The organism is Halorarius litoreus (genome assembly GCF_024362405.1).
In the GTDB taxonomy this organism is placed as follows: Archaea; Halobacteriota; Halobacteria; order Halobacteriales; family Haloarculaceae; genus Halorarius; species Halorarius litoreus.
Map to the genome: position 1 here is coordinate 2,512,587 of NZ_CP101454.1, position 14,378 is coordinate 2,526,964.

The 14,378-nt window shown below is 67.7% G+C and carries 16 protein-coding genes; 4 read left to right on the forward strand and 12 right to left on the reverse strand.

Features of this window, described 5'->3' with window-relative positions:
- The 7 genes from NL126_RS13000 to NL126_RS13030 form a co-directional block, all read right to left on the reverse strand.
- Positions 1–765 carry a Nif3-like dinuclear metal center hexameric protein gene (locus NL126_RS13000; RefSeq protein WP_255195305.1) on the reverse strand — a complete coding sequence of 255 codons (765 nt, stop codon included), beginning with the start codon at positions 763–765 and terminating at the stop codon, positions 1–3.
- A gap of 47 nt (positions 766–812) precedes the next feature.
- Positions 813–1,616 carry an arginase family protein gene (locus NL126_RS13005; RefSeq protein ID WP_255195306.1) on the reverse strand — a complete coding sequence of 268 codons (804 nt, stop codon included), beginning with the start codon at positions 1,614–1,616 and terminating at the stop codon, positions 813–815.
- Positions 1,617–1,623: 7 nt separating this feature from the next.
- A complete protein-coding gene (locus NL126_RS13010) occupies positions 1,624–2,001 on the reverse strand; it encodes a translation initiation factor IF-5A (RefSeq protein ID WP_255195307.1) in 378 nt (125 codons plus the stop codon).
- A 51-nt stretch (positions 2,002–2,052) separates the two neighbouring features.
- A complete protein-coding gene (locus NL126_RS13015) occupies positions 2,053–2,271 on the reverse strand; it encodes a hypothetical protein (RefSeq protein ID WP_255195308.1) in 219 nt (72 codons plus the stop codon).
- A gap of 73 nt (positions 2,272–2,344) precedes the next feature.
- Positions 2,345–3,406 carry an aminotransferase class I/II-fold pyridoxal phosphate-dependent enzyme gene (locus NL126_RS13020; protein WP_255195309.1) on the reverse strand — a complete coding sequence of 354 codons (1,062 nt, stop codon included), beginning with the start codon at positions 3,404–3,406 and terminating at the stop codon, positions 2,345–2,347.
- A gap of 60 nt (positions 3,407–3,466) precedes the next feature.
- Entirely contained in the window at positions 3,467–5,134 is a 1,668-nt protein-coding gene (locus NL126_RS13025) for an ABC1 kinase family protein (protein ID WP_350355504.1), read from the reverse strand.
- Positions 5,131–5,487 (reverse strand): Hsp20/alpha crystallin family protein, encoded by a 357-nt coding sequence (locus tag NL126_RS13030; RefSeq protein ID WP_255195311.1) that lies wholly within the window; start codon positions 5,485–5,487, stop codon positions 5,131–5,133. Before NL126_RS13030 ends, NL126_RS13025 begins: the two co-directional genes overlap by 4 nt.
- A gap of 102 nt (positions 5,488–5,589) precedes the next feature.
- Here NL126_RS13030 and NL126_RS13035 point away from each other — a divergent pair, with 102 nt between their 5' ends.
- A complete protein-coding gene (locus NL126_RS13035; protein WP_255195312.1) occupies positions 5,590–6,465 on the forward strand; it encodes a homoserine kinase in 876 nt (291 codons plus the stop codon).
- Positions 6,466–6,626: 161 nt separating this feature from the next.
- Here NL126_RS13035 and NL126_RS13040 read toward each other — a convergent pair whose 3' ends face one another.
- Positions 6,627–7,049 (reverse strand): SCP2 sterol-binding domain-containing protein, encoded by a 423-nt coding sequence (locus NL126_RS13040; RefSeq protein WP_255195313.1) that lies wholly within the window; start codon positions 7,047–7,049, stop codon positions 6,627–6,629.
- A gap of 257 nt (positions 7,050–7,306) precedes the next feature.
- Here NL126_RS13040 and NL126_RS13045 point away from each other — a divergent pair, with 257 nt between their 5' ends.
- Positions 7,307–9,250 (forward strand): hypothetical protein, encoded by a 1,944-nt coding sequence (locus NL126_RS13045; RefSeq protein WP_255195314.1) that lies wholly within the window; start codon positions 7,307–7,309, stop codon positions 9,248–9,250.
- Between the two features lie 236 nt (positions 9,251–9,486).
- Here the strand turns inward: NL126_RS13045 and NL126_RS13050 are convergent, their stop codons facing one another.
- Positions 9,487–9,723, reverse strand: coding sequence for an Lrp/AsnC family transcriptional regulator (locus NL126_RS13050; protein ID WP_255195315.1), 237 nt, complete (start codon positions 9,721–9,723; stop codon positions 9,487–9,489).
- Positions 9,720–10,409, reverse strand: coding sequence for a potassium channel family protein (locus NL126_RS13055; protein ID WP_255195316.1), 690 nt, complete (start codon positions 10,407–10,409; stop codon positions 9,720–9,722). The genes NL126_RS13050 and NL126_RS13055 overlap by 4 nt, the downstream gene beginning before the upstream one ends.
- Positions 10,410–10,493: 84 nt before the next feature.
- Between NL126_RS13055 and NL126_RS13060 the strand changes: the two genes are divergently transcribed.
- Positions 10,494–10,724 carry an Lrp/AsnC family transcriptional regulator gene (locus NL126_RS13060; RefSeq protein WP_255195317.1) on the forward strand — a complete coding sequence of 77 codons (231 nt, stop codon included), beginning with the start codon at positions 10,494–10,496 and terminating at the stop codon, positions 10,722–10,724.
- A 12-nt stretch (positions 10,725–10,736) separates the two neighbouring features.
- Here NL126_RS13060 and NL126_RS13065 read toward each other — a convergent pair whose 3' ends face one another.
- Positions 10,737–11,780 (reverse strand): thiamine pyrophosphate-dependent enzyme, encoded by a 1,044-nt coding sequence (locus NL126_RS13065; RefSeq protein ID WP_255195318.1) that lies wholly within the window; start codon positions 11,778–11,780, stop codon positions 10,737–10,739.
- A gap of 233 nt (positions 11,781–12,013) precedes the next feature.
- Here NL126_RS13065 and NL126_RS13070 point away from each other — a divergent pair, with 233 nt between their 5' ends.
- Complete coding sequence (locus tag NL126_RS13070; protein WP_255195319.1) at positions 12,014–13,015, forward strand: alpha/beta fold hydrolase; 1,002 nt, start codon at positions 12,014–12,016, stop codon at positions 13,013–13,015.
- On the opposite strand, the gene NL126_RS13075 is transcribed toward NL126_RS13070, so the two are convergent.
- Positions 13,012–14,202: a redox-regulated ATPase YchF gene (locus NL126_RS13075; RefSeq protein WP_255195320.1), complete on the reverse strand. Its 1,191-nt coding sequence runs from the start codon at positions 14,200–14,202 to the stop codon at positions 13,012–13,014. The genes NL126_RS13070 and NL126_RS13075 overlap by 4 nt on opposite strands.
- Positions 14,203–14,378 lie beyond the last annotated feature (176 nt).

The following is a 14,378-nucleotide window of genomic DNA, read 5'->3' on the forward strand; positions in this document are numbered from 1 at the left end:
TCAGAGTCCGGTCGGGTGCGAGAGATACGTCGTCTCCAGTCCCCACTCCTCGACGAGGTCCTGCAGCGCACGCACGCCGAACGTCTCGGTGGCGTAGTGCCCTGCGAGGAAGACGTGGATGCCCGCTTCGCGTGCCTCGTGGTAGGCGGGCTGTTTCCCTTCGCCCGTGACGAGCGCGTCGACCCCCTTCTCGCGGGCCTCGTCCAGCCAGTCGACGCCGGAGCCGGTGAGGACGGCCACGTCTGAAATCTCGTCGGGGCCGAAATCGAGGTGCTGGACGGGTTCGCCACCGTTCTCCAGTTCCGCGAGCTTCTCGCGGAGCTCCGTGGGGGTGTACGGGTCGTCGGTTCGACCGCGCTGGCCGACGTGACCCGGGCCGTCGCGGCCGAACGGCTCCTCGACAGAGAGGTCGAGGAACTCGCACAACTGTGCGGCGTTGCCGTACTCGGGGTGCGCGTCGAGCGGGCCGTGGACCGCGTACAGCGCGAGGTCGTTGTCCAGCAGCGTCCGCACCCGGTCGAACTCCTTGCCGGTGATGCGGTCGATGCCGCCCCACGAGATGCCGTGGTGGACGACGAGCACGTCCGCGCCGGCGTCGGCGGCGTCTTCGAACGTCGCCACCACCCCATCGACGGCGAACGCAGCGTGCTCCACCTCGGCGGTCTCGGGCCCGACCTGCAGGCCGTTGACCGCGTAGTCGGCGCTCGCCCACATGCCCACGTCGAGTTCGTCGTCGAGTCGCCCGGCGAAGTCAGGGAGGTCCATATCCGGGCGTGAGTGCGCGGGGCGGATAGTCGCTTTCCCTCGCCGGCTCACTCCGAAGCGGCGTGCGAGAAGACGAACTCCCGGAGGAGTTTGCCCCCCAACGAGGCGGCCTGGCCGTCGTCGCGGTCGTTCACCTCGACGAGGTCGAACGCCACGCAGTCGGGAGCGACCGCCCGAACCACATCGCGCATCTCTCTCGGGGTCAGGCCGAACGGCTCCATCGTCCCCGTTCCGGGGGCGTACGCGGGGTCCGCGCCGTCGATGTCCACCGAGAGATAGACCTCGCCGTCGAACGCGGGTGCCCAGTCTACCACGTCTTCGGGCGCCACCACGGTCACGTCGGCTTCACTCGCGCGGTCCCACTCCTCCTCGGAGCCAGTTCGTGCGCCGAGAATCACCGCTTCGTCTACGATATCGAGGGCGTGCCGCGTCACTGTCGCGTGCGACAGCGGGTTCCCGTCGTACTCGGCGCGGAGGTCGAGGTGTGCGTCGAGACAGACGAACACGTCCGGGTCGGCCGCGCGAACGCCCGCGACGGAGACGGTGTGTTCGCCGCCGACGAGCAGCGGCACGGTCGCTTCGTCGTGGAGATCCGCGAGGACGCCCTCCAGAAAGTCGAGGTACTCGGCGGCGTCGTCCCACGCGCGAACGTCACCGTGGTCGTGGACCGCGAGGTCGGTGAAAAGCAGGCCAGTACGGTGGTCGTAGTCGTCGAAGGTCCGGGCGAAGCGCCTGACGCGTTCGGGGCCGAACCGGGTTCCCGGCTGGAACGTCGTCGAAACGTCGAGCGGCGCGCCCACGACCGCGTAGTCGGCCGCGGGGCGCTCACTCGTCGCGCCGGGGAAGCTCATGCCGGCTTCAGACGACCTTCCGCTGGTCCTCGTACTCGAGGAACTCGATCTCGTCGTCGGAGGAGACGCTGACGCCGTCGGGGATGCGCATCGTGAACGTGTCGTACGTCTCGAGGTCCATCACCTGCATCTCGTCGCCCGTCGTGGAGACGACCTGGCCCTGCTTGCGCGTGATGATGGGCACCCAGCACTTTGCGTCGACTGGGTTCGTGAAGTTGCGCTTCTGGCCGCCGTCGAAGACGCCCTTGCCCTCGACGCGGGCCTTCGCGCTGCCGTGTTTGCCGGGCTTCGACGTGCTGTAGGAGGTGATGACGCTGGGAACGTCCTCGATCATGACGTAGTTCCCCTCCTGCAGTTCGCGAACTTCGGTCTGCTCTTTCGCCATACAGGCAGTTCCGGCCTTGTCGGTATAAACGGTTTGATACCGCTTGTGGGGTCAGAGGCGACCGAGCAGCCAGCCACCGGCCGTCGTCAGGGTCGCCCCGATGCCGACCGGCGCGACGACGAACAGCGGGTGGTACGGCGTACAGTTGTGACAGGTGGTGGCCTCGACGTGGACGCTCACCCCCGTCAGCGCGAGCCCGACGCCCATCAGCAGGACGCCGAGCGGGAGGAGGACGCGGGGAGCGTCGATTCTCTGGGCGAACTCGAACATACCAGTCGTTCGTCGGCTACTGATAAACGACCTCGCTAAGGACAAAGAGTCGTTTGAGTGTCAGACACGCGAACTAGGCGTGCGCGGTGAGGAACGAATCGAGCCGCGTCAGCCCGGCTTCGAGCTGGTCGGTCGGGAGCCCGAAGCCGATGCGGAAGCGGTCGGGGACACCGAACGCGTCGCCCGGTGCGAGCAGGACGCTCTCGCTCTCGACCAGCGCCTCGCAGAACGACCGGCCCGTGGCGAACCCCTCGGGGACGGTCACGAAGCCGTTGACGCCCGTCGGCTCGTACCAGTCGAGCCCGTGGTCGTCGAGGAACGACCGCACCCGAGCGCGGTGGTCGGCAGCGAGCTCGCGGTTGCGCGCCAGTATCTCCGCTTCCCGCTCGATGGCCTGCCGGGCGACGTGCTGGCCGAACGGCGAGGGGGAGATCGTCGTGTAGTCCTTCCACGTCGCCGCCGCGTCGACGACCTCACGGGGGCCGGCGAGCCAGCCGAACCGACAGCCTGCGAGCCCGTGGCTCTTGGTGACCGACGACGTCGAGATGCCGTACTCGCCCATGGAGGCCACCGGCGGGAGGGGGTCCGGCGAGAGGAGGCGGTACACCTCGTCACAGAGCAGGTAGGTGTCGTTCGCGGCCGCGAGGTCGTACAGCGCCTCGACCGTCTCCTGCGAGAAGTACCGTCCGGTCGGGTTGTTCGGGTTGTTGAGGACGAGCACCGACGTCTCCGGGCGGAGTGCCGCTTGCACGGCGTCGAGGTCGAGGTCCCACTCGGGGGGTTCGAGGTCGACGGTCGTCACCTCGCCGAACGCCCGGGGGACGCTGTGGAGCGACTGGTAGGTGGGCGTGATGGTCACCGCGTGCTCGCCCATGAGGGCCGCGAAGGCGACGAAGTTCGCCTCCTGAGCCCCACAGGTACACAGCACCTCGTCGGCGTCACGGTCGTACCGCTCGCCGATGGTTCTACGGAGTGCGGGATCGCCTGCTGTCGGGATGACGTACCCGAGTTCCCCGGGGTCGGTGTCGAACTCGCTGGCCGCGAGCGAGCGGATGCCCGACTCCGCGAGCATGATGTCGGCGTCGTGCTCGTAGCGGGCGAAGAAGCGTTCGAGGTCGAACGGCTCGATGTCCATACGCCCGCGTCGACAGCGTGGCGCAAAGCCGTGGCGGTACCCAGCGTGCAGCCGACAGTCTCAGTCGTCGCGGCGCTGTCTGAGGTTCTGCCGGGTGAACTGCGGTTTCGCGCGGATGCCGGACCGCGTCCGGAACGACCGCCAGAGCAGTCCCACAAGCAGGAGCGTCGCCCCCGCGCCGACCGCGGTCGCTTCCAGCGTCGTGAACACGTACAGCAGCGCGGTCGAGAACGCGGTAAAGGCGAGCAGGATGCCGTAGATGAGTCGGAGGGCGAGTCGGCGGGCGAGCGGCGGGTCGTCGGGGAGTTCGACCTCGACGGTGAGGTCGCCGCGGTCCATCGTCGTCAGCACGTCCTCCAGTTTCGGGGGGACGCGGAACAGCGACCGGGTCGTCTCGTTCAACTGCTGGCCAGCCTGCTCGACGGCTTCGCGGGCCCCCTGCTCGATGTAGCCCTGCTCGCCGAGGTAGGAGGTGGCGACGTCGATGAAGTCGAAGTCGGGGTCGAGCGTCACACAGACGCCTTCGACCACGGTGGCGACCCGAAGGACGAGCGCGAGGTTCGGCGGCAAGCGGAGGGGGAACTCGTAGATGGTGTCCTCGACCTGTGAGACGATCTGCTGGACGCGGTACTGCTCGATGTTCTCGCCGCGGGCGTCCGCGATGGCGAGTTCCATCACGTCGCTCATCACCTGGCGGTCGGCCTCGGGGCTCAGGGTCCCCATCTCGATGAGCGTGTCGAGGATGGCGTCGGTGTCCTGCTGTGCGACGGCCAGATAGAACTCGACGATCTTCTCCTGGATGAACGGGTCCACTCGTCCCGACATCCCGAAGTCGTAGAAGACGATGGTGCCGTCGTCCTGCACCGCGAGGTTGCCGGGGTGTGGGTCGGCGTGGAACACGCCGTCTTCTACGATCATCTGGAGGTAGACGCGCTGGAGCGTCTCCGCGAGTCGGGTACGGTCGATTCCCAGCGCGTCGAGGTCGTCGATCTCCGAGATCTTGGTGCCAGGGACGTACTCCATCGTCAGCACGCGACTGGTCGACCGCTCGTCGACGACCCCCGGGATGCGGATGCGCGGCTCGTCGCGGAAGTGGCTCCGAATCTCACGGAGCATCTCGCGTTCCCGGTCGTAGTCCATCTCCTCGCGGATGACCTTCGCGAATTCGTCGGCGAGCGTCTGCATCGAGAACGCGCGGGCGCTCCCGACGAACCGCATCAGGATGGGGAGCGAGAACGTGATGACGCGGAGGTCGGCCTCCACGAGGTCCTCGATGCCGGGCCGTCGAACCTTCACCGCGACGCGCTCACCCTCGTGTTCGGCGACGTACACCTGGCCGAGCGACGCGCCGCTTATCGCCTCGGTGTCGAAGTCGTCGAACGCCTCCTCGACGGGGCCGAGCTCGGCTTCGAGCACCTGCTGGGCCTCGGGCCACGGTGCGGGGGGGACGCTGTCCTGCAGCTGTTCGAACTCCTCGACGTACTCCGGCGGGAGGATGTCCGGGCGGGTCGAGAGCAACTGGCCGAGCTTGATGAACGTCGGGCCGAGCGTGAGCATCGAGTCGAGCAGCGAGCGCGCGCGCCGGCGGCGCCGCTCGGCGGAGACCTTTCGCGGGCCGCCGAACAGGAGGTACTTGCGGCGGTCGCGCGCGTACGCCAGCAGCAGGGGGAGAAACTGGTAGGCGACGACGACGAAGCGCCGATACGAACGGAGGATGGCCACGGTCAGGCGTCTTCGACCGGGACCTGCGTGCCGCCGGTGGTGGAGGACTTCGGGAGCGTCAGCGTCAGGACGCCACGCTCGATGGTCGCGTCGGCCCCCTCACCGGCCACCGTCGGCGGGAGCGGAATCTCGGCGTCGAGGAACAGCGCGCGGTCCTCGCGGAGGTAGCGGAACTCGGTCGGGAGCCCCTTCTCGCGGCGAGCCTCGATGCGGAGCCGGCCGTTCTCGACGGTCACGTCGACCGTGTCGGCGCTCGCACCCGGGAGGTCGAGGACGAGACAGTAGGCGTCCTCGCTCTCGAGTAAGTCCGCGAACACCGCCTCGGGTAGGTCCCGCATCGCATCGCGTAGCGCACTCATGGCTCGATGTAGGGCCGGCCGGGCGAAAAAGCCCCCGGTACCGGCCCTCGAAGTCGACCGCGTTCGGGTAGCTTTATCGGTGGCCTCCCAGTATCCCATCCTATGCTGACCGTGCGGGCACCGGCGACGAGCGCGAACCTCGGGAGCGGCTTCGACGTCTTCGGGGTGGCGTTCGAGCGGCCCGCCGACGTCGTTCGCGTGGAGAAAGCCGACCGGACGACGATCGAGGTGACGGGCGTCGGCTCGCAGTACATCCCCGAGGACCCCGAGAAGAACACCGTGGGCGCGGTCGCGGAGGCGCTCGACGCTCCCGCGCACATCAAGATCGACAAGGGCGTTCGGCCGGCGTCGGGGCTCGGCTCCTCGGCGGCGAGCGCCGCCGGGGCGGCCGTCGCGCTCAACGAACTGTACGACCGCGGCAAATCGAGGGAGGAGCTCGTGCCCATCGCCGCCGAGGGCGAGGCGGTGGTGTCGGGCGACGCCCACGCCGACAACGTCGCGCCCTCCATTCTCGGCGGGTTCACCATCGCGCGGTCCGACGGCGTCACCCGCTTGGGGACGGACATCCCGCTCGTGGCGTGTCTCCCCGAAATCGTCGTCTCCACACGCGACGCGCGAGGGGTCGTCCCCGAGGGCGCCCGCATGAGCGAGGTGGTCGAGATCGTCGGCAACGCCGCGACGCTCACCGCCGGGATGGCGCGCTCGGACCCCGAACTCGTCGGTCGCGGGATGGACGACCCCGTGGTGACGCCCGCCCGAGCGGAACTCATCGACGGCTACGCCGAGGTTCGAGCGGCCGCACTCGCGGCGGGCGCGGCGGGCGTGACGATCTCCGGTGCGGGGCCCGCGGTGCTCGCGGTTTGTCAGTCCGGTAAGCGGCGGTCGGTCGCGACCGCGATGCTCGACGCCTTCGACGCCGAGGGAATCGAATCACGCGCGTATCAGACGCGCGTCGGCGCCGGCGCGACGCTCTACTGAGTGGCGAACAGGCGGAACGTGACACTCCCTGTGCCACACGCAGTCCCGGATGGTGTTCCACGCGACAGCCTCGGCCATCCGGGGCGACACTCACGGCATGGGCTCGGTGGCCGCCCTTTCGGTGAAAAACGTTCGCCAGCGGTCAGAAAACTAGTCGGTCGTCAGTAGGTGAACTCGGTGTCGATGGCGCTCGACACCTCTGTCATCGCGACCGCGGCGTTCGAGTACTGGAGGACCTTCTGCATGTCGCCCTCGATCTCGAAGACGCCGGACATCATCCCGTCGATGGCGCCGATCTCACCTTTCGTGAGTTTGACCCAGTCGCTGTAGGCGCCACGGATGATGAACCCCCAGTCGACCTCGTCGGGCGAGTCTATCTCGCGGCAGTCGTAGACGTCGCCGTTCTCCAGCCCGATGAAGTAGTACCTGTCCTCGGGGAGCCGGTCGTCGGCGCCGATGTGGAAGATGAAGTCGCCGTTGAAGCCGACGCCCCAGCCCTCCGAGGCGTCCTGGTACGCGTCGTCCTCGTTCAGCCGTCGCTCGTACTCCTGAATCCACTCCTCGCTCGGGAATGCGTATGCCATGATGGTGGTCTCCGTGATATGTCGGAGTGCCACATCGAAAGCGTGTCGCGTGCTTAAGTATAGCCCCGTTCCAGCGACGTGGTTTCATACGTGGGCCGGGACGTCGCCCCCCGACGACGTCGGAGCGGGGCGCCGAACGGGATTTAAACACCCGGGTACGCCCCCCGCAACGTTTTACCCAGTCGGTTTTCCATACCCGTGTAGATAGACGCGTGACGACTAGCAAAGCGCACAGTCATCCAGGAGACACGGGTAGCGTGGCGACGCTGAGCCGGACCGAGCAGAAGGCGACGATCGCCGGCTCGCTCGTCGGGGGGCTCGCCGGGGCGGCGGTCATCTACGCGGCGTTCACGCCGCTGTACCTCCGGTACATGGCACTCGTCCTGGGCATCGGCCCGGGGTCGAAGACCCGGGGTGTCATCGCGTTTGTGGCGGTCGCAGCGCTGTTCGGCGCGCTGTTCGGCGCGTTCGCCGCCCGCCACGCCGGCACCATCGGGGGCAACCTCATCGCCCTCGCCAAGAGCAACGCGCTCACCCGAAGTCTGCTGGGCCCGTTCTTCAGACGTGCACCGCTCACGACCACCACGACCCTGATGGGGCTCACCTACGGCGCCATCCTCGGCCTGCTCGTCGGCCGCATCGCGGTTCCCGAACTCGTCATCGGCGCGACGCCGTTCTCCTACGAGCTGTCGCGAACCGCCGCCGGGCCCGTCTTCGGGTTCGTCGTCTTCGGCGGCGTCCTCGGGGTCACCTACGGCCGCATCGTCGAGCACGAGTCCTCCCTGACGGTTGGATCCGGGACGCTACTCGGCAACGGCGCCAGCGCGCTGGTGTTCGGCCCGCTCGTCGGCGCCGCCGCCGGGGCCGCGACGTTCCTCGTGCTCGTTCCCGGCCACCTCGCGTCGCTCGCGCTCATCGCGGGTGTTCGCCCGACCCCCGTCAGCGCGCTCGCCGTCTGGGGCATCCTGTCGTTCCTCCTCGCGCTGGTGTTCGTCTTTACGGCGGCTCGAACCGTCTCGAAGGGGAAGGGCTACGTGAAGGGCGTCACCTCCGCCGGCTTTGCGTACGGGGTCATCCTCGCCGTCGGGCTCGGAATGCTCGTCGTCCCCTACTACGCAACCCAGCTCACCGAGTGGACCATCGACGTGCCGAACACGAACCTCGGCATCATCATCGGCTACATCGTCTACGGGACGGCGCTCGGCGCCGCCTACGGCTCGGCGAAACAGAGCGGCTCCGTCCTCCCCCGCGTCGTCCGCGACCACCGCGACGCCGTCGTCTTCTCGTCGCTCCTCGGTGGGTTCCTCGGCGGCAGCATCGTCTATCAGGCCGGCGGTGACGCACAGCTTCTGTTCTACGGCTCGCTCGTCGGCTACGCGGGCTCGGTGCCCCGCTCGTGGGCCGTCTGGATGGGCCTGACGTTCCTGCTCGGGGTCTTCTTCGTCCGCTACGTCCGCCCGCGCGACGAGTCCGAGGGGTACCTCTGGCGGTCGACCCGTCGCGGCCTCGGCTTCGGTGCGGTCTGCGGCATCTTCGTCGGCGGCATCCTCGTCCCGGCGCTCGTCTCTGCCACCACGACGTTCGACCTTCCGGTGCCGTACCTCAACCCGATGGTCGTCATCGGCTACACGCTGTTCGGCGGCGTCATCGGCGCGGGCTACGGTGCGAGCTTCGAAGAACACGGCCTCGCCGTCGGCGCGAAGACGACGAAGGGCGTCGTCTTCGGCTCGCTACTCGGTGGGCTGATGGGCGGCCTCGTCATCCACCACCTCGCGGGGCCCGTCTACATCCAGTTCGTCGGCTCGCTGTTCGGCGTCGGGGGGTCGGTCGCGAAGTCGTGGGCCACGTGGCTCATCGTCTCGCTCGTCTTCGGGGCCGGCTTCGCCCGCGTCGTCGCCAGCAGCATCGACGCCTACGTCGACTCGATGCTCTCGATGACCGAGAACAACCCCGACCTCCGGGCGTTCCTGCAGCCGCTGATGGAGCGGGCCGCGCTCACCACGACCGCGACGAGCATGGGGCTCGCCTACGGCGCCGTCCTCGCGCTCGTCGTCGGCGCGCTCGCGCTCCCGCTCCTCGTCAGCGCCACCACCCCGTTCACGTTCCCCTTCGAGTTCGGGATGAATCTGGCCTACCTGTTCGGCTTCGTCGTCTACGGCGGCTTCCTCGGTGCCGGCTACGGCGCGATGGTCGAGTTCTAACCCACTTTTTCCGCGAGGGGCTTCGCTCGCTCCGCTCGCTCAGCCCCTCGGCAAAAACTTGGGGAAAAATAGCGCCTGCTCCTTCCGGCGCGCTTCGCGCGCCTCCAGTCCGCGGGCGCTACGCTTCGCGCCTTCGGCGCTCAGCGTGAACCGCTCACTCGCTTCGCTCGTTCACGGATGCTCGGGGCGAGTGAGCCGAAGGCTCACGAGCGAAGGAGGTGCAAAAAGTGGGTGTGTTAGTCCATCGCGATGTACGTCCGGGTGTCCTCCACCCCCTCCAGATTCTGAATCTGGGTGGCGGCGATGGTCTTCACCTCGGCGGGCGACGGCACCTCGACCTTGGCGATGAGGTCGACGTCGCCGGCGACGATGTGGGCGCTCGTGACGCCCTCGATGGCCTCGATCTCGCCTTTCAGTTTGTCCGCGTCGCCGGTGTACGCCTTGATCATGACGTACGCGTGGACGAGGCTCATGCGCTCCCACCCGCCGGGATGGCGTGGCTGTTCTCTCCGACGATGATGCGCCTGACGTCGGTGAGATGTTCGTAGTCCGCGAGGATGATGGCGCGGTCACCCGTCTCGAACGACTCGTCGTCGGTCGGGAGCTGGTAGGTGCCGTCGCGCTTCCCGAACGCGAGCAGGCGGGAGTCCGCGGGCAGTTCCAGCTCCGAGAGCGTGTAGCCGTGCATCGGTGACTCGTCGGTGACCGTCAGCTCGACGATCTGGAGGTGCTTGGCGATGTCGGCGATGGCGCGGATGGAACCACCCAGGAGTGCGTTCTTCGCGACGATGGCGCCGAGCCGTTCGGGGTAGATGACCTCGTCGACGTCGCTCGCGTACTTGCGGAGGACGTACTCGTGGTAGTCCGAGGCCGCGCGGAGGACCGTCCGACAGCCGTGTGACTTCGCGATCATACAGGCGATGACGTTCACGTCGAACTCGCCGGAGAGCGCCGCGAGGCCGTCGGCCTCGTCGAGACCGATGTCGAGCAGCAGCTCCTCCTGGGAGCCGTCGCCCTGCACGACGTCGTACCCCTCGTTGGTGAGTCGGTCAACCGTCTTGCGCTTCGGCTCGACGAGCGTCACCTCGTGTCCCTCCTGTCGGAGGACGCGGGCGGTTCGCATTCCGACCCGACCAGCACCCACGATAACGAATCGCATGGTACTCGTTACGACGGTGGGGGTCAAAGACCTTGCCCCGCCGCCGGGCAAAGGTTTTTGCTCGGACCCGGCCAACGGGTGTGCATGGTGCGAGCATTTATCATGATCAAGGCTGACGCGGGCGACGCGGAGCCGCTCGTTGGGTCGGTGTCGGCGCTCGACCACATCACCGAGGCACACGTCGTCGCGGGCGATTTCGACGTCATCGCCGAGGCCGAGGCCGAGGAGGTCCGCGACGTCATGGGCACTGCCGCCACCCAGATTCGCGAGCTCAAAGGTGTCGCGGACACCAAGACCTACGTCTGTCTCGAGTAACGTCGCCGGTACCTAGCGCTCCACGCCGTCGACGTCGTGCCGCTCGACGTGGTCGTGGAGCCACGCCCGCTGGTCCTCCAGCCGCCGGGAGGTGCTGGCATAGGCGTGGTCGAACACCTCGTCCGGGCCTGGTTCGGGTTCGGACTCGGCGCGGGCGACCGCCTCGTCCAGTTCTTCGTCGGCAGCCGCGGCGAACTCCGAGCGGGTCGCCCCGTCGATGACGCCCTGTGCGAGCAGGTACTCCTCGTATCTGTCCAGCGGGTCGCGAGTCCGCCAGTCGGGGTAGTCGGCCACGTCCTCGTACCGCGAAGGGTCGTCGCTCGTGGTGTGGGGACCCTGTCGGTAGGTGAGCGTCTCGACGAGCACGGGCGAGCCCGCTCTCGCAGACTCGATGGCTGCACCGACGCGTTCGAGGACGGCCAGCGGGTCGTTGCCGTCGACCTGTTCGCCTGCGAAGCCGTAGGCCTCGGCCTTCACGGCGATGGAGTCGCTCCGCGTCTGGCGCTCGCGGGGCATCGAGATGGCCCAGCCGTTGTTCTCACAGAGGAAGACGACCGGCGCGTCGAACACGCCCGCGAAGTTGAGCCCCTCGTGGAAGTCCCCCTCCGAGGTGGCGCCGTCGCCGAAGTAGGCGACCGCGACGTGGTCGTCGTCGCGGTAGTTCATCGCCATCCCTGCACCTGCGGCGTGGGGGATTTGCGTGGCGATGGGAACCGCCTGCGGGAAGTTCGGAACGTCGTGCCCGGAGGTGTACTCGGGGAAGCCGCGCCGGAACAGCAGGAGGTCGTGCATGGGGACCCCGCGTGCGAGCTGCATCGCGTTCGACCGATAGGTGGGGAACAGCCAGTCGTCCTCGGCCATCGCGCGGGCGGCGCCGACCTGTGAGGCCTCCGCGCCCCTGAACGGGGGGTAGCCGGACATCCACCCGCGCCGCTGGAGCGCGAGTGCCCGTTCGTCGAACCGCCGGGCGCGAACCATCTCGTGCAGGAGGTCGCGGGCGGTTTCCGCCGAGAAGGGCGTCTCGTCGAGGGCTCGCTCGCCGATGACCCGGTGCATACCCCGGTGTCAGCCGGGCGTCCCAAATCGGTTTCGCAATTCTTTCCGCGCCGGCGGTCGGGGGCCGCTCTCCCGTGAGATGCCCGAACGACACTCCCCGGACATGACCGGTAGGAGATGACTACCGTCGCGCAGTCGTGCGGTTCTCCTACAAATACGCTGCGGTGAACTCGCCGTTTAATACGACGAATATAAGGGGATGGGTTTGATACCCATGGTTGACAGGCGCATACATGGTACTGTTTCCCACAATAGTCGATACCGTCGTCGGAGCACCGCTCCGGGTTGCAGATGCAGTCGTGGGTGAGTCGTTACGGGTTGCGGGTCTGTCAGCGGACCGCGAGCCGCACCATCTCGAACCCGACTACACGGACGAGCATTCGAACTACGTAGACGTCGCCGGAACGAGCGTTCACTACCGCGACGAGGGGGAGGGGCCGACACTTCTCCTGTTGCACGGGACGTTCTCCTCGTTGCACACCTGGGACGACTGGACCGACGAGCTGAAAGACGAGTACCGGGTGGTCCGGGTCGACCTCCCGGGCCACGGTCTCACCGGTCCCCACTCGGGGTTCAGCTACCACATGGACGGCTTCACCGCGTTCGTCGAGGCGTTCTGTGCGGAGCTCGGCCTCGACGACTTCACCATCGTCGGCAACTCCCGTGGGGGCGGTATCGCGTGGCGCTACGCGCTCGACTACGACCGCGCCGAGCGGCTCGTCCTCATCGACGCGATGGGGTTCCCGATGACGCCACCGACGCCGCTGATGCGGTTGTTGGCGATTCCGGGGTTCCCGACGGCGTTCCGCTGGCTCACACCCGAGTGGTTCATCGCCAACGCCGTCCGCGAGGTGTACGGCGACGCCGAGCGCATCGCGCCCGGCACGGTCGAGCGCTACCACGACCTCATGCTGCATCAGGGTAACCGGGCGGCGCTCGCCGACATCCTCCAGCGCGACCTCGACCCCGACCACCGCTACGACGAGCTATCGGACATCGACCAGCCGACGCTCGTGATGTGGGGCGAACTCGACGCGTGGCTCCCGCCGAAGTGGGCGACCCGGTTCCGCGACTCCATCCCGGACGCCGAGTGTATCACCTACGAGGGCGTCGGCCACGCGCCGATGGAGGAAGTCCCCGAGCGGTCGGTCGCGGACCTCAAACGGTTCCTCGACGACTGGCGGCCGCCGGTCGCCATCGAACTCGACGAGCCAGCCGACCGGGTCGAGTCCTAGTTCGTCGTCACCAGTTCTATCACGTCGCGTGACGCCAGTGAGTGGTCCGCGCCGACCTGTCGCCCGTTCCGACAGTCGATGCCGTGGAGCAACCCGTCACCGATGTCCGAGTGGATGTGGTACGCGAAGTCCTCGGTCGTCGAGTCCTCGGGCAGCAGGAAGCAGTCGCGGAACCGTCCCTCGGTGTCGGCTTTCCCGTTCGCGCTCCCCGGGAAGACGGGGATGAACCCGAGCACGTCGAACAGCGCCCGCTCGATGGACTGCTGGACGCCCGCGCCACCGTACTCGGTCGTGAACTCGCGGATGGCCTCGAGCCCCTGTTCCTGTTCGTCGCTCACGTCGCCGACGACTTCGAACGTCTCGTCACCCGGGGTGTAGTCGACGACGCCCGCCTCCTCGGCGTTCTTCAGCGCCTTCTCCGCGTGGGCGCTCGCCGGGACGATGGTGAGGTGGTCGTACTCGGGGTCGCTCGTGATCTCCTCGTAGTTCGCCTGCGCCTCGGGCGTGTCCATCTTGTTCGCCGCGATGAGGATGGGCTTCGTCTCCTTGCGGATCTCGCGGGCGAGTCGCTCCTCGTCGTCGCCGTCCCAGGTTTCCGGGTCGAGCGTGAGGTCACACCGCAGGATGAGCTGTTTCACCTCGTCTTTGGTGATGCCGAACGCCGACATCTGCTCGGCGAGCGTCACCTCGATGTCCGTCTCGGCCTTGTTGTAGGCGTTCGCGTACTTCTCCAGGCCCTTCTCCAGGATCTCCAGATACCACATGTCGAGTTCGCGCTGGAGGAAGTCGATGTCCTCACGGGGGTCGTGGCCCTCCGTGGGCTCGCCTTCGGCGTCGGTCTGGCCCGAGAAGTCGACGACGTGGACGAACACGTCCGCCTCGTTGAGGTCGGTGAGGAACTTGTTGCCGAGCCCCTTCCCCTCGTGGGCCCCCGGGATGAGGCCGGCGACGTCCACGAGCTTGACGGGGACGAACCGCGTCCCCTCGCGGCAGACGCCGACGGAGGGCGAACAGGTCGTGTCGAACTCCGGGGCGGCACATTCGACGCGAACGTACGCCTCGCCGATAGAGGGGTCGATCGTCGTAAAGGGGTACGCGCCCTCGGGCACGTCGTTCATTGTCGCGGCGTTGAAGAACGTCGACTTGCCCACCGAGGGCTTGCCGACGAGACCGATGGTGTAGCTCATTGACGGAAACGGGAGTCTCGCGCGTTTCAGCGTTTCCACCCGAGGGCGCCGTGGTATGCGGTTCCGTAGCGAAGGTTGCGGGTGTCGCGCCCGCGGGACGAGCGGGTTGGTATGCCAGACAGGGCCCGAGTCGGCCTGGGGTCAGTCCCAAACTGGTCCGGGTTGCTCCGGGCTGG

Bases quoted from the DNA above. Each gene is read 5' to 3' on its own strand.
- NL126_RS13000 (WP_255195305.1), bottom strand. From the start codon at position 765: ATGGACCTCCCTGACTTCGCCGGGCGACTCGACGACGAACTCGACGTG.
- NL126_RS13005 (WP_255195306.1), bottom strand. From the start codon at position 1,616: ATGAGCTTCCCCGGCGCGACGAGTGAGCGCCCCGCGGCCGACTACGCG.
- NL126_RS13010 (WP_255195307.1), bottom strand. From the start codon at position 2,001: ATGGCGAAAGAGCAGACCGAAGTTCGCGAACTGCAGGAGGGGAACTAC.
- NL126_RS13015 (WP_255195308.1), bottom strand. From the start codon at position 2,271: ATGTTCGAGTTCGCCCAGAGAATCGACGCTCCCCGCGTCCTCCTCCCG.
- NL126_RS13020 (WP_255195309.1), bottom strand. From the start codon at position 3,406: ATGGACATCGAGCCGTTCGACCTCGAACGCTTCTTCGCCCGCTACGAG.
- NL126_RS13030 (WP_255195311.1), bottom strand. From the start codon at position 5,487: ATGAGTGCGCTACGCGATGCGATGCGGGACCTACCCGAGGCGGTGTTC.
- NL126_RS13035 (WP_255195312.1), top strand. From the start codon at position 5,590: ATGCTGACCGTGCGGGCACCGGCGACGAGCGCGAACCTCGGGAGCGGC.
- NL126_RS13040 (WP_255195313.1), bottom strand. From the start codon at position 7,049: ATGGCATACGCATTCCCGAGCGAGGAGTGGATTCAGGAGTACGAGCGA.
- NL126_RS13050 (WP_255195315.1), bottom strand. From the start codon at position 9,723: ATGAGCCTCGTCCACGCGTACGTCATGATCAAGGCGTACACCGGCGAC.
- NL126_RS13055 (WP_255195316.1), bottom strand. From the start codon at position 10,409: ATGCGATTCGTTATCGTGGGTGCTGGTCGGGTCGGAATGCGAACCGCC.
- NL126_RS13060 (WP_255195317.1), top strand. From the start codon at position 10,494: ATGGTGCGAGCATTTATCATGATCAAGGCTGACGCGGGCGACGCGGAG.
- NL126_RS13065 (WP_255195318.1), bottom strand. From the start codon at position 11,780: ATGCACCGGGTCATCGGCGAGCGAGCCCTCGACGAGACGCCCTTCTCG.
- NL126_RS13070 (WP_255195319.1), top strand. From the start codon at position 12,014: ATGGTACTGTTTCCCACAATAGTCGATACCGTCGTCGGAGCACCGCTC.
- NL126_RS13075 (WP_255195320.1), bottom strand. From the start codon at position 14,202: ATGAGCTACACCATCGGTCTCGTCGGCAAGCCCTCGGTGGGCAAGTCG.